14 protein-coding genes are annotated in these 15,237 nt (G+C 36.3%); 1 reads left to right on the forward strand and 13 read right to left on the reverse strand.

Annotation, left to right across the window (positions count from 1 at the left end; genetic code table 11):
* Nucleotides 1–30: 30 nt before the first annotated feature.
* The 6 genes from MUA88_RS08750 to MUA88_RS08775 all read right to left on the reverse strand — a co-directional run bounded on the left by MUA88_RS08750 (nt 31) and on the right by MUA88_RS08775 (nt 5,997).
* Complete coding sequence (locus MUA88_RS08750; RefSeq protein WP_262603783.1) at nt 31–1,506, reverse strand: MDR family MFS transporter; 1,476 nt, start codon at nt 1,504–1,506, stop codon at nt 31–33.
* A gap of 80 nt (nt 1,507–1,586) precedes the next feature.
* Complete coding sequence (locus MUA88_RS08755; protein WP_262603784.1) at nt 1,587–2,042, reverse strand: SepA family multidrug efflux transporter; 456 nt, start codon at nt 2,040–2,042, stop codon at nt 1,587–1,589.
* A gap of 30 nt (nt 2,043–2,072) precedes the next feature.
* Nucleotides 2,073–3,398 carry a multidrug efflux MFS transporter SdrM gene (gene sdrM, locus MUA88_RS08760; RefSeq protein WP_262603785.1) on the reverse strand — a complete coding sequence of 442 codons (1,326 nt, stop codon included), beginning with the start codon at nt 3,396–3,398 and terminating at the stop codon, nt 2,073–2,075.
* Nucleotides 3,399–3,516: 118 nt separating this feature from the next.
* On the reverse strand, nt 3,517–4,215 hold the full coding sequence (trhA, locus tag MUA88_RS08765) for a PAQR family membrane homeostasis protein TrhA (RefSeq protein ID WP_262603786.1): 699 nt from the start codon (nt 4,213–4,215) through the stop codon (nt 3,517–3,519).
* 8 nt (nt 4,216–4,223) lie between these two features.
* Complete coding sequence (locus tag MUA88_RS08770; protein ID WP_262605157.1) at nt 4,224–5,414, reverse strand: UTP--glucose-1-phosphate uridylyltransferase; 1,191 nt, start codon at nt 5,412–5,414, stop codon at nt 4,224–4,226.
* Between the two features lie 70 nt (nt 5,415–5,484).
* On the reverse strand, nt 5,485–5,997 hold the full coding sequence (locus MUA88_RS08775) for a metal-dependent hydrolase (protein ID WP_262605412.1): 513 nt from the start codon (nt 5,995–5,997) through the stop codon (nt 5,485–5,487).
* 188 nt (nt 5,998–6,185) lie between these two features.
* Between MUA88_RS08775 and MUA88_RS08780 the strand changes: the two genes are divergently transcribed.
* Nucleotides 6,186–6,446: a SunI/YnzG family protein gene (locus MUA88_RS08780; RefSeq protein ID WP_262603788.1), complete on the forward strand. Its 261-nt coding sequence runs from the start codon at nt 6,186–6,188 to the stop codon at nt 6,444–6,446.
* A 112-nt stretch (nt 6,447–6,558) separates the two neighbouring features.
* Here the strand turns inward: MUA88_RS08780 and MUA88_RS08785 are convergent, their stop codons facing one another.
* The 7 genes from MUA88_RS08785 to MUA88_RS08815 form a co-directional block, all read right to left on the reverse strand.
* Nucleotides 6,559–7,929: a YjiH family protein gene (locus MUA88_RS08785; protein ID WP_262605413.1), complete on the reverse strand. Its 1,371-nt coding sequence runs from the start codon at nt 7,927–7,929 to the stop codon at nt 6,559–6,561.
* Between the two features lie 149 nt (nt 7,930–8,078).
* Complete coding sequence (locus MUA88_RS08790; protein ID WP_262605414.1) at nt 8,079–9,041, reverse strand: FecCD family ABC transporter permease; 963 nt, start codon at nt 9,039–9,041, stop codon at nt 8,079–8,081.
* Nucleotides 9,038–10,069 carry a FecCD family ABC transporter permease gene (locus MUA88_RS08795; protein WP_481906601.1) on the reverse strand — a complete coding sequence of 344 codons (1,032 nt, stop codon included), beginning with the start codon at nt 10,067–10,069 and terminating at the stop codon, nt 9,038–9,040. Before MUA88_RS08795 ends, MUA88_RS08790 begins: the two co-directional genes overlap by 4 nt.
* Nucleotides 10,070–10,097: 28 nt before the next feature.
* Entirely contained in the window at nt 10,098–11,045 is a 948-nt protein-coding gene (locus MUA88_RS08800) for an ABC transporter substrate-binding protein (RefSeq protein WP_481906578.1), read from the reverse strand.
* 102 nt (nt 11,046–11,147) lie between these two features.
* A complete protein-coding gene (locus MUA88_RS08805) occupies nt 11,148–12,221 on the reverse strand; it encodes an alanine racemase (protein ID WP_262603793.1) in 1,074 nt (357 codons plus the stop codon).
* Entirely contained in the window at nt 12,221–13,990 is a 1,770-nt protein-coding gene (locus MUA88_RS08810) for an IucA/IucC family protein (protein ID WP_262603794.1), read from the reverse strand. The genes MUA88_RS08805 and MUA88_RS08810 overlap by 1 nt, the downstream gene beginning before the upstream one ends.
* Complete coding sequence (locus MUA88_RS08815) at nt 13,987–15,156, reverse strand: MFS transporter (RefSeq protein WP_262603795.1); 1,170 nt, start codon at nt 15,154–15,156, stop codon at nt 13,987–13,989. Before MUA88_RS08815 ends, MUA88_RS08810 begins: the two co-directional genes overlap by 4 nt.
* Nucleotides 15,157–15,237 lie beyond the last annotated feature (81 nt).

Raw genomic sequence — 15,237 nt, forward strand, 5'->3', positions numbered from 1 at the left:
TCCGCTTCTTCAAATCACACGAGGACACATTTAAGACTGAGAAACATTGCCTTCTGGTTGCCACTGTTTGCGTGGTTTTGGTGTTCTTCTTTTTTTACCACGGTCATAGATGAAGAAACTTAAGATAAATCCTATAAATACAAGTGCCGTTGTGACATAAAACGCGAGATTGACACCTGCTGCCATTGCTTCACTTTTTATAATCGCTGATGACATGCCTGTTGGTGCAATATAATGTGCAGCACCGATTGACATTAATGTAACCATAAGGGCTGTACCCATAGAACCTGCAATGGTACGTAATGTATTCATAATCGCAGTACCGTGTGACACCATCTCGTTTGAAAGTGAGTTAATGCCTGCTGTATTTAGTGGCATCATAATTAATGAAATCGAGAATAGGCGAATTGTATACATAGTGATAACATACAGGTATGCTGTGTGACCTGTTAATCGTGTCATCATAAATGTAGATATCAATAATATTGCAAATCCTGGTATGACAAGTACGCGAGCGCCTAACTTATCATATAAGCGACCTGTGATAACAGACATAATGCCATTAATGACTGCACCTGGTAGTACAACTAAACCGGAGAGCATTGCTGATAGTCCCAATGAATTTTGGACGTATAATGGAATGAGCAATGCGGGTCCTACCATAGAAGTAAATGCAATCATCGACGCAATAGATGTGAGTGTGAAAGTACGTGTTTCGAATGCATGTAAATTCAAGATTGGATTATCAATTTTAAGCTGACGGACAATAAAAATACCGACAATAATAAAACTGATGATTAACGATACAAAGACAATCGGATGATGGAATCCTTGAGATCCTGCCATACTAAATGAGTAGAGCATTAATCCGAATCCAAACGTTGAAAGTACTACAGAAAACTTGTCTAATACGACATGTCTTGTATCGCTAAAGTTACGCATGTACTTCATACCAAAAACATAACCAATAATGGCTACTACAACTACAACATAAAGTGGTGCGCGCCATGAGAAGTGATCAACAAGTAAACCCGATAAAGTAGGTCCGATAGCTGGAGCAAATTGAATGACTAACCCGGAAAGTCCCATCGCAAAACCACGACGATCTTTCGGAAAAAGTGAAAACATTGTAAATTGACTAAGTGGCATAATAATCCCAGCACCCATTGCTTGTATCACACGTGCAATCATCAATGTTATAAAGTTTGGTGCTAAGGCTGCAGTAATGGAACCAATTAAAAACATCCCCATCGCTATAATGTACAATTTGCGGGAAGGGACGCGATCCATAAAATAGGCTGTTAATGGAATCATAATTCCATTAACTAACATAAAACCAGTTACAAGCCATTGTGATGTATTCTCATCAATATTTAATCCATGCATAATTGCAGGCAAGGCTGTATTTAATAAAGTCTGGTTTAGTATTGCGATAAACGCACTAATGAGCATGACTGCAACAATAATATTACGTTGCTCTCTACTAACTTGAACATGAGATGTCATAAACATTCTCCCCTCTCTTAACCATTACATTCTACGCCTAACATTTACACTTGGCAAATAACTGATATGCATTCAACTATTTAAAGAGGACGATTTAAATCTTCAGAGTCTGGATAAAACACTTCTTTGCATACATATAAAAATGCGATGATTACCATAATGACCCAATAATCAATATGGATTTTCGTGTAATAAATGTGAATCGTATAATAGAACATAATCACCATTAATGTATATGTAATGAGATGAAATGTCATTCCTTTTAAATAAGGACTTGCATAAAGCTTTTTTCTAAATAAATCCATCGTATATTCAATACTAAATACAACAAAATAACTCAATAAAATATAGCTACCATAATAAATTAAGTTATCATAAAAGCCTTTGTTATATTCAAACTCACCTAACTGTAAAAAAATCAAAATACGGCTAAGACCATATAAACCAAATGCGAGTAATGTTAAAAATATCATACCAGAAACAACAAAAATGGAGAGTATGACGAATAAGGAAAATAAATTAATTTTACCTTTCACGTTCATCCCTCCATTTTAAAGTTATTGTATTTACATCTCATTTTTATTTGATAAAGACCAGATAAACGTCAGCATGAGCACCACAATCATACTTGTTGCCATCACATTTTGAATTGGCCAAGATGTGAAAGAAACTTGCCATGTATAAATCATTCCTACAACTGCTGATCCTGTTGCATTTCCCATATTACGTGTCAGGGTAAATAAAGACATCATTTTCTTCATATGACTTTGTGACGCACTTTCTTGAACTACAATGCTATCTTTTGTATAAAGCATACCAAAACTTAATCCAGCGGCAAACATTACAACGGCAATCACAGTAATACGTGACGCACCAATAAACATACTCAAGCTACCCACTAGTAATATGACAAATGCCAATAGGTAAATGCCTTTGGTAGAAAGCTTTGCTTCAATCTTGTCTAATGTAAAATTAATCACCAACCAAGCAAATGTCAACGGAAATACAATTAATCCGCTTTGTAATGGACTTAAGTGAAGATAATCTTGTAAATAAGTCGGTACAAATACATTAAAACCTATCAGAACAAATGCAACGAAGAAGTCTGTGAAGAAAGCACGTACAATCTTAGGTTGGAATTCACGAATAGGTAAAAATGGCGAGTCCTGATGTCGTGATATCTTTAACAGAACCACACTGCATACAAATACTAGAATCATACCTATTAATGATACATAGAGTGAGATTGGCATAACCATTGCACCAATTAATAATAGAATGAGGACATAAAATAATGACAGTCCTTTATAATCCACTTTTTGTCGTACGATTTTTTCATTTTCAAAATGATACGAATATAATACAAAGACAAAAGCAATGAAGCCAATTGGCACATTAATATAGAACAGCCAATGCCATGTTGCAACTTCTAATATAAAGCCTCCCAGGAATGGTCCTAAAATACTAGAAATCCCCCAAACACTTCCGACAATTCCCATCACTTTGTAACGGAAAGGAATTTCGAAAGCCAACTTAGGAATGATTTGAGCTAGTGACATATTCACACCTGCACCGATACCTTGAATAAAGCGTGCAATAATCAACACTTCAAAGTTTGGGCTCAATCCCGAAAGTAAACTACCTCCTATAAATAATACCAATCCCGCAATCGTGACATAGATCACTTTCATTCGCGACATCAGTTCACTTAATAATGGAATCACAATCACAATTCCGATGAAGTAAACAGTGAACACCAGTGATATGGGTAACATTGCATTGAGATCATCACGAATGGTCGGCAACGCTAACGAGACAATAGATGTTTCAATTGCAGACATAAACATGATAAGAACTAGCGAAATAATGATGCTCATTTTTTTAAAATTCATCAAAGCCCTCCTTTCAATATATGTAAACCATGATAATCATACATCAACAAAGGCTAGGGTTCACTGTAACAATGAATTCCTAGCCAACAAATACTACTATTTATTTATGTGCGTACTACTACATAAAGTAAAGAATTCCTACAAAATGGAATAGTGATGCAATTAAAATGAAAATATGCCAAATCATATGGAAGTATGGTCGATTCTTTTGTGCATAGAACCAAGCACCAATTGTATAAGCAATACCACCAAGCAAAATAAATATTAAGAACCACCATAATCCTTTACCGATGATAATAGGTGCATAAATCACACCTACCCATCCCATTAATAAATAAATCATGAGGCTTAACTTGGGATTCACTTTTGTTGCAATGGCTTTATACAAAATCCCCCATATTGTTGTTGCCCATAGGATAACCATAATCGTCCAGCCAAGCCAGCCACCGACTAACACCAGTGATACAGGTGTATATGTTCCTGAAATGGCAACATATATCATACTGTGATCAATAATACGCATCACATACTTATGTGGTGAATTTTGTTGCATTGAGTGATACACCGTTGAAGACATAAACATTAAAAACAAACTAATCACAAAGATAGAAACACTGACTGACATCAATACACCGTGATGAATGTAACTATAGACAGCTGCATATGGTAACGCAAGTAACATCAGAATTGCCGCGACACCGTGTGACACTGAGTTACCTATTTCTTCCCCAAAACTTAATGGGTTTATTTCTTTGAATGTTTCGAAGGCTGTTTTTTGCTTAACCTTCTTTCCATTCACTGTACCTACTTTCGACATCTCATCACCTACTCTATAATATTTAAACGTCTCAAGTCTACAGTTGCCGTTTCAACGCTATCTTTCCCTTCTTTATTCTTCAATGGACTGAACTCTTCTTCACGTGATACTTGTAATGTGATGAAAGAATTTGCATATTGAAAAATATCAAAATAGAATAATTCAAACTTTAATGTTGGACGCGTTACAACACCAAAATCTTCATCTAATTGTTCAAGTTGCTTAATCGCTAAATGATATGGTAAAGCATTATCAACAGCGCTATTAATAAAATCAAGGCGGAATGCGTGAATACCAATATTTGCATTGTTAAAGTTGTCTGCTGCCCCTTCTGCTAACTCAGAATATTCTAAGACCGCATCTTTACCTTCTTTCACAACAAGACGTCCAACTGACTCACCTTGTTTTGGCGCAATGGATTTTGATGTCACATCTTTTTGGTGATGAACTGTAAAACCAGCAAATACCGGATCAAGTACACGTACAAGCACATTATCAATGTTATTCATGAATACATACTCATTACCTTCTTCAATCATTTGAGATAAGTAACCTGCTTTTTTCAATGATTTAAACACGCCACCATTACCATTTGGTGTTTCCATTATTTGACCATTTTTATCAAAAATCAATTGACCCGCTTCATTTAATGCCACTATATTGTCTTGTTTATAGAAATAAATATGGTCTTGTGGGTAATTGAAATAGCGTTGTGTTTCAAAAAAAGCACGTGTCTCTTCATCATTGATATCGCTTGTCATAATATACCAGTCCACATAATGACCTGTATCTTCGTGAAGTTTTAATAATTGGTCTGCTTGTAATTCAAAAAGGCTTTTATTGCCTAGTGTGAATGTACCTTTAGGCCCTTTATGACCAAGACGTGTTCCTTGTCCACCCGCTAAAAGGAGTACCGCAAACTTGCCTTCTCGAATCGCTGAAAGTCCTTCTTCTGTATACATTGCAATGGTTTCGTCTGTGAATGATGCACGTTGTTCAAAATCAACTTCATGTACATCTGAGACATCTTCTATTTCTTGTCTATTGACATAAACGTCATTGTATAATTTTTGAATTTCTACTAAATCTAATGAATCGATCTTATCACTAAGTCGTTCTTTTTCATTTGTGCTCATCATTTTTTCGTATTCACACAAATGCGCTTGATTAACCTTTTCTAATTTGTTTTTATCTAACATAACTGTATATTTCGCTCCTTTTGAATGAATCATTCATCTACATCATCTGAGAAAAAGTATTGTGTATCCATCACTTATAATGAAGCATTACATCAATCGCATGCTTGAATGCTTCATCAAATAGCATATAAACCGTTAAAATGCTAAATGTCGTTGCCAAAGATAAATCAAGAAATCCCCCAGTTTTAAATTGAACGGGGAATCTGACTCTAATGGGTAATGGAAATAATAGGTGTACACCTCTAGGGGTTAACATATCTAATATTATATGTGAAAGCATACCACAGATTATAGAAATCATGTAGTATATCGGTGTTTGAATACTATAGAGTAATCCATAGATGATTCCGATAAATAAAAGGGAATGTGTTAATGTTCGATGCCCAAACAAACGTTTGATAATCCAACTCAAAAGGCGAACTTTACGACCTATTTTACTTTGTGTATGACAAATATCTGGAAATATACTCGCAATGCCTGCTATCACCATACTTGTGACGGTTTCAAAAATATCTAATTCAAAATGTATTGCAACTGCTGTACCGACTAACAAACCAGCTGCAGCATGTGTTTTACCAGTCATGAGGGGACTCCTTTCAATCATCACAAAAATTATAGCACAAAACCCCTCTGTATGCGAACGTATTTTCGCCTTTATTAGTATAACACATTTATTTAAAAAGTATCACATATTTGTGTGTAATCTCTTGCATTTTCATCATGAATGCGTTATCATATACTTACAAATTAGTTAAAGGATGTGTCAGTCAAATGGCTATGACAGTTAAGAAAAACGAAAAAGAAGTACAAATTCAATGGAGAGTTGCAGATATTCGCATCCCTAATGAATCAATCAAAAATGTTTCAGAGGATAAAGATATCCATGCAGTACCAGAGTTAGACAGCAAACACGTTTCTCGTATCGGTTCAACATTTGGTAAAACGAACCGTGTCATTATTGATACTGAAGATCATCAATACATTATTTACACATTCAATGATAAAAAAGTTTACAACGAAGTCACTAAATAAGTGATTTAACGATAATAAAAGGCGACGTCTCTTTGAGGGAACGTCGCCTTTTTGTATGATGATGTCAAAAATAGAGGAATGCCCGTGTGCCACTCCTCTATTTTTGAGTATTTTAGAAAAAGATATGTGCGAATAAAACAATTACAGGTAATGTGATAATCGTACGGATTAAGAAAATCAAGAATAATTTTCCTAGACTTACTGGGATTTTAGATCCTAAGATAACGCCACCTACTTCTGATAAGTAAATCAATTGGCAGACACTCAGTACACCTACTACGAAACGTGTTAAATCACTTTGAACGCCTTCAATAAGTATAGAAGGTAAGAACATATCTGCAAAACCGATGATCATTGTTTCAGATGCTGCAGCCGCTTCTGGGACTTGTAAGATTTCTAAGAATGGCACGAATGGTTTTCCGATGATTCCAAAGATTGGCGTATACGTTGCAAGAATAGTAGCTGCTGTACCAATTGCCATAACAACTGGAATCACAACCAACCACATATCCATCACTGTGCGCACAGCTGTATAGAAATAGTTGCGTAATCCTGGTGCATGATAGCCTGTTTCGACAGCATCCTCAAAACCTTTTGCTAATGCTTCCTTATATGAATAACGTTTTTCTGGACGTTCTTTTGCAGAAACACCATCTACATAGTTATCTTCTACTGAACGTAATGGCCAAATACGTGGCATAATCAATGCAGCTACAAAACAAGCCACGATCACTGTGAAATAAAAAGCAGCAAAGCAATCGATTAAACCAATTGTTTCAGCAATAACAATCGCAAAAGTTAATGATACAACACTAAATGTCGTTGCGATAACTGTTGCTTCTCTTCGTGTATAGAACCCTTGTTCATATTGCTTACTTGTAATCATCACTCCGACCGTTCCATCACCAATAAATGATGCCAAGTTATCGACTGTTGATCTTCCTGGTAACGTAAATAATGGACGCATAATTGGTCTAAAGATGGGCCCTAAAAATTCGAGAAGTCCGTATTCTAATAATAATGGTAAAAAGATTGCCGCAAAGAAGAAAACTGCGACTAATGTTGGTAGTAAATCAGCAAAAATTAATGCACCTGTATCTTCAGATGTAATCCACTTTGGTCCCACTTGCAAAAATGTCAACCAAGCAAAAACAATTGCAAATAAACGTACAATCACCCATGGCCATGTCACTTTAAACATATTTACCATAAATTCAGATAGGTCTTTTTTATTGCGCCAAACTATGCTATATAAAATTGTTAAAATACCAGAAACGGTAATAATAGCAATAATTAAAATAGGCATTAAACCACCAATTGTTTCTTTAAAAATGCCTGCTAAAAATGCAACTGGCAATGTCGTTTTACGTTGACCATCTTCCACAATGGGTACGGGTACTAAAAATAAAATAATACCGATCAATGACAATAAGAGAAACTTCCATTTTCCAACTTTTTTCTGTTGTTTTGTTAATTGATTCATCTCATCCATCCTTTATTTTTAATGATCATCTCAAATAATATTTCAATAACTAAAAAATCGCCTTTATCCTATTGTTTATAAATTATACATAGGAAAAAGACGAGATGCAATAAACATTTGAATATTGATACAATATAATGCATATTAAATTACATTTTTCTTAAAACAAATAAGAAATAAGGTGCACCGATAATAGCAATTAACACACCTACCGGAATGTCAACGGGTGGTGCAATCATACGTGCTGCTGCGTCGCCAATCACCATTAATAAACTACCAATAAGTCCAGACATCATCACAATGTGAAAATGCTTATGACCCACAATGCTACGTGCAATGTGTGGTGCAATGAGACCAAGAAAGCTTAATCCACCTACTACAGAGATAGCAGCACCTGCTAACATAACAGCTGCAAGTAATAGAACCATTTTTACACGTTTCACTTCTGTTCCGAGTGCCGTAGCGACTTCATCACCTAAATGTAAAATATCCAGTTTGTGACTGTAATATAAAATGGCCGGAATGCCAACAAGAAGCCATGGTAAGATGGTCATCACATGTTGCATAGATCTTCCGAATAAACTACCTGTCAACCAAACAAGGGCAATATTTGCTTCCATTGGATGACGGATTAATAAATACTGCACAACTGCCATGGCAATAGCACCAATCGCCATCCCAATTAAGGCGAGTTGAGAGCCTTTAACATTTTTATAACTAATAAGTAGCGATAAAATGATACTAATTACTAAGGCACCAGCAAATGAAGCAATTGGTAATACAAATAATGGTGCGGCAGGGAATACAATGATAACAATGACTGCTGCCAAACTTGCTCCCTTTGTGATACCAATAACATCTGGTGATGCTAATGGATTACGAACAACACCTTGAATCACAGCACCTGAAATAGCAAGCGCTGCTCCTACTAATATAGCAAGCAACATACGTGGTATACGATATTCTGCAAGTATAAAGTTACTGCTTGTCCACACTTCTTGCAGTACTTGCGTTATTGGAATCCATACAGCCCCCGCACTCAAACCGAGGCAAGCAAATACTAGAAGCAGTAGTGACACAATAATGTAACGTCGTTTTAAATTTTTTCTCATCGTGTACGCACCCCTCTCAGAGTAATCCATAAGAAGTAAAAGGCACCGACGAATGAAGTAACAATTCCGACAGGTGACTCAAATGGAAATGCAATGAGTCGACTCAATACATCTGAGATAAGCAATAGGTTCGCACCCATCACCATTGATAACAAGATGATAAAAAAATAGTTACGGTTAAGATAATGTTTTACGATATGTGGAATAATCAAACCGATAAAGCCAACCGGACCTGCAATCGCAACACAGGATCCTGCTAAAATCACAACTAAAAATCCTGCAACGGCTCTAATGATTTGTGTATTCTGACCCAAACCAGTCGCAATTTGATCTCCTAAATCTAATACCGCAAGCTGTTTCCCCATTAAAAGTGCACCAATCAATCCTGCAATTATGAATGGCGCAACCTTCCCAATATGCACCCATTTAATTGTATGTAGTGCACCAACTAACCAGAACATCACTGTCGTTGTCGCGTCTTCATGTAACAAAATAATCCCTTGCGTTAAGCTTGTAAAAAATAAATGGATCGTCATTCCGGCAAGCGCTAACTTAATCGGTGTCATTCCTTTTGTTGTATCTGCCAATAAATAGACCGTTAAACCACCTATAAATGCACCAACAAATGCAAAAATAACATTATATGCCGCTAATGATGGAATTAATACTGTAATCAATACGACGACAAAAGAAGCCCCTGCATTCACCCCAAATATTTGTGGCGATGCTAATGGGTTACGCGTAATGGCCTGCATCAAAACCCCTGCGACACCCAATGCGGCACCGATTAGGATAGCAGCTACCATTCGAGGCATGCGTACATTGTGTATAATAAATGTTGCTTTCGTTTCTTTTACAGAGAAAAAATAATCCAAGAGCGACTGAAAGTTAATTTTGGATGAACCGATTGCAAGGTTTAAATACATTGCAAAAACAAGAAAGCACACGCTCACAATAAATGCGAGCGTGGTGCGCTTCTTTTGGTGATGTCCATCATATGATTTCATTGTTTGTTTCGTCATAGTCAATCACCTTTATTTAAGTCATTCAAGTTGCTTATTTTTCTGATTTAGAAATTTCCGCAAGTTCTTTAGCGATTTCTTCAGAAGAAATTAAGCCACGGAACTTCGCCCATGTTAAACGATCTACAACGTGTACACGGTCATTCTTCACAGCATCTAATTCGTTCCAAACTTTATCTTCTTTCATTTTAACGTAAAATGGATCATCTTCGCCATTCACCATAATGAACATACGCTCAGGATTCACATCAGATAATTGTTCAGAGTTCATATTTAAGTATGGTGCATTTAAGTATTCTGGTAACTGATCTGCAACATCTTTCGTCAATGCTTCTTTAAAACCAAGTTCATGTAAGAATTGACCTACATAAGATTTATCAGAATGTGCTAATAAACCTGATTGAGAGATAACTGCAGGTAATACTTTCTTATCTTTATCCATAGAAATGTCTTTTTGATACTTTTCAATTTTCTCTTTGTGTTCTTTAAGTCGTTTATCAGCTGCATCTTCTTTTGATAATGCTTTACCGATTGTTTTGAATGCTTCCAAGTTTTGTTTGTAATCTGAGTCTAAACTTGGTAATAAAATCGTTGGAGCAATTTTGCTCAACTGTTCGTAATTTCCTTTATGGCGGTTGCTATCAGCAATAATTAAATCTGGTTTTAATTGGCTGATTACTTCTAAGTTAGGTTGTTTACGATCACCGACAGACTTGTAGTCACCCACTTTATCACGGATTGGATCGATGATATTTTCTTTATCGCCATCATCCGCAATACCTACAGGCTTCACACCTAATGCCACTAAAGCATCCACGAATGAATATTCAAGTGCGACAACCTTTTTAGGTTCTTTCTCTATTTTTGTTGTACCGCCATCATGTTTCACTTCAACGGCGTTACCTTTTGAACTTGATTCACTGTCTTTTTTTGAGTCATTCGCATTACCACAAGCTGCCACAAGTAGCATCACAGCGATCATTGCGATTAAACCTATCCATTTATTTTTGTTCACAATCTAGCGCTCCTTTGTATTTGATAATGTAAGCCTTATCAATAATATAATTGATAATGATTATCACTGTCAATGGTATGCACTAAATTTTTCTTTTTTCTTGTCCAAAAATCCTTCAATAAGTACCTCAATACCTACGTCTTCAATATATTTTTTCTCCATTTGTCGACTGTGCATACTCTGAGCGATCGCAGAATAGCCAAGTTCAAAAGGAATGCAATCTCCCACTTGATAATAATCTGCTAAGCCAAGATTAAGCAATAAGACATCACTCGTATAACCGACTATAGATAACTTATCATCAAAAGGCATAATATCATCCACAGCAGTATCTAACTGACCAATATCTACAATTGCTTGTAAATATGTTTGTCTCGTTCTTAAATCTAAACGTGGTTTAATTTCAAGTATTCTTCCAGACAGGGTCACTGCATGATCATATAGCTGTGGTAATCGCATATTATAGGAAGTTTCATAGCCTCTAAAGATAGCTTCACCAACACGCAATTCATTAATACGTCCCATATCTTGGTACATGGCTAACATCAGCATACTCGAGTTTCCACCTGATATCGTCTGTAGATGAACGCCTGTATCCCTTTCAACCGCTTCAATAAAACGATTGATATATGGTAAATCTTCTTCAGTAGGCGGCATTTGTCTATAACACATAAAATTAAAAGCGAGACCTTTAAAATCAATGCCTTTTAACTGTTTAATTTTCTTAATGTATGGAACGACTTCATATGTAAGGACACCTTCTCGTCCATCTTTCCAATCCACCATCAGCAACAGTTGATGTGTTGTCCCCTGCTCTAAGGCTGCATCATTTAGTGCCTGAATGGTTTCCATCTCTGTTTGTAAACTCATACGTGTCAACGCCACGGTACGGGTTGCTTCTTCCGGCAAACTCCCTTTGATGAGCATGAAATCTTTGCGCAGTGTTTGTGTTTGAGGAATATGATTTAATCGAGATGCTGCGATTAAATCAAACCCTAAGTCTCTCAACAATTGATGCACTTTCTCATCATCTGCCATGCACTTTGCAACGGGGATCATACGAATACGACGCTGGTATAACATCTGCTGTAATAATACGGCATTATATTTAATTTTACTGAGGTTAATATGAATCTGACTCATTAAAATGCCCTCTTTTCATGTAGTGGATTCTCTAATGCAATCATCGTATATTTTTTCGCCTGTTGTTTCATACGCATATTTAACAGTGCTTTCACAACGACTTCTTCATCAAATAATACACGTTTTAAAGCAATGGCATGTGGACGTGTTTCATCAATCGCATCATGTAATACTTCACGAATGATGTCATACAATGATTGTTCATCACAGTGATGTTGATGTTTAAAGTGGTGAATCAGCGTACCTAATTGATTTTGAATCACAGCATGTTGAAACTTCGCAATCACCGCATCAATATCTTCTGCTATCAGACTCGCATTCGTCACTTTGACATTGGGTATCGCCTGTTGTAGTGACGCTAAGTCTAAACGTGCGCCACCTAAGTCTCTAACAATAAATGATAAAGTCTGATTATTTTTATCTACTTCTAAAATGGTGTTTTGTTGATGTGCCTCTAAAGCAATGCCGTATTGCTGAATATACGCAATCAATGGTGTAACCAATGCTTGACTATACGCACGAATAAATGTCGAAATCGTTGTTTCATTAATATCGTTATATAAATATTCAATAAGACTATCGACCACAATAAGTTTATCAACGGGATTTCGTTCAATTAAACATGCCGTTACCATTTGTATCACATCGTGTTCACAACGTTCAGGTGATTCACGTACAATCATCGCACATTGACGTGCCAAATCGATAGGTGCATCAATGTGCATACCATAAGGTTCCATCGCTACTTTTAAACTTGGGAATTGTGAAAGCATACCTTGTAACTGATGACTCAAACGTGGTCCATCTACCGTAGTCACTGTAGAGACTGTTCTCACCGCACTTGTTGCTTGAACGTTGACTGGCAATTTAATGTGATAAGGACGCCCCAACAAATACATCGTTCTAAAGGACAGTGTAGGTTTGGCATCAATAGTAAAAGGTGTAGGTATTAATTGATGTGATCGAATCTGATCACTAAATTGTGTCACAATGACTTGCTCATATTGCCAAGGGTGTACAAAAAGAACACGATAGTCTGATAAGTCCGCGTCATAAGGTGCAATATATTGATGTAATTGCCGCTTCATATCTGGAATCACATGATTTATGACAAAATTCATATCCTCATTCATCGATGTTTCATGAACAATATTTTTATGTAACAAAATAATTTTTAAAGGGACGATACGCATAAACTCCGGTGCATATACTTGAATATCCGTTGATGTTAATGGAAGCTTGGTTTTCGTCAATGGATGTGACGGGTGACCATGCCATATCATGCCTTCTGTATAACCAAGTGCCGAAAAATCACAATCTTCACCCATATGCGATAACCACGCAATAAAGTTCAGCTCACTTGGCATACGTGAAAATTTTGATGCATGACGCATTGCTGTTTCACGATGTGCATACTGACGAAAACTTAATGATAATCCGAGTACACTATGCTCTAACTCCTCAACCAACCTCTCATGGAATACGATATCAAAATGTTCTATTAATATATCAATGAATTCGCGTAAATGTTGTACTTCTCTTGTCTCTGTTTCTATTGAATATGTAATGGGTCCCTCTAATGTCATTTGATAAAATGCACTTTTCGTTAAGTAATTCACACGAAGGAAATGATTTTGATTTTTCACTAATACATCGTCTTCCGTAATTTCAATATGTGTCGTCGATGGGAATAACGATTCCTTTATACATGCGAGTAGCACACGATATTGTATCTGTCGGTCTGCTTTCTGTTGATGTGTCATTGTCATTGACTGATGCCTCCATTAATCTTAATCATCAAAAAATAACTGCTTATCGCTATTACAAAAGTTGCCATCCCCATGGTCATAAATGTCATTGCAATGTCAATATACTCTACTAACAAACTCATGAGTAGCGCGCCAAGTGGAATCATGCCACGATCCATCATGACAACACTTAGTATTTTACCACGATGCGCCGAATCTACATCATTCTGAAAATAGATTCGATTGGACGTACGTGCAATTTGTCCAAATAACCCTACAAAAAAGATCATGAGTAATAGCCCTATAATACCAAAGGGATAAATGCACATTAAACTTACGCCAAACAACATAGAGCTGATATAATAAAGGCGTTGTGGCGAGATATGGTGTAATATTGTCGGAATCATTAATGTCGCTGTGATTCCTCCTGCAGCACTCATTGCCATTGCAATACCAAATAACTTCGCATTATCAGGGTAATGGGTATCTGTTAAAATCGGTAAAAGTGTTGCATAACAATAACCAGTAGCCATGATCAATAATGCTGTCACAAAAATATGTCGTGCTTGTGTATGTATTTTAAAATATTGCCATGTAATCGCTAATGACATCTCTTTTTGATTGCTTTGTTCTGTTTTATCAAAACGAAGCGGGATGCTGATTATCAGTGATAACAAATAGCAAATAGTTTGTGCGATAAATGCACTTTGAACACCTGATGCTGCAATGAGAAAGCCAGAAATAGCAGGTCCTATTGAACGGCATGTGTTCAGTATAAAAGATTGATACGAAACTGCTTTTGATATAGAGAGTCTTTCCGATAAATCTGGTAATACCGCTTGTCTTACAGGTGTTTCTATTGCACTCATACAACCACGTAACAAAGCGTATAAGTATAGACAGTACATTGGGACATGTCCAAAAATAACAACTGCAGAGGTTAAACTGGCAGTGATAACCAGTGAACTGACCAAACTTAATTTAATCAGTGTACATCGTCGATAGCGATCTGCAAGAGCCCCCGCCCATATACTCAATAAAAAGACAGGTGCTAGCCGAAAGAAGTTAATCCATGCCAAATCAAATGCACGATGATGTAACTGATACGCATACCAATTCAATGCAATTTGTCCAATCCAATTACCAAGAAAGAGTAAAAAGGCACCGGAATAGAACCATTTCGCCATGTTATCCACTCCCTTTAATTGATAATCGTTCTCATTTCCGATATTATGGATTATACGAATTAATATAATTTTTGTAAATAA

This window comes from Staphylococcus sp. IVB6240 (assembly GCF_025558425.1).
Lineage (GTDB): Bacteria > Bacillota > Bacilli > Staphylococcales > Staphylococcaceae > Staphylococcus.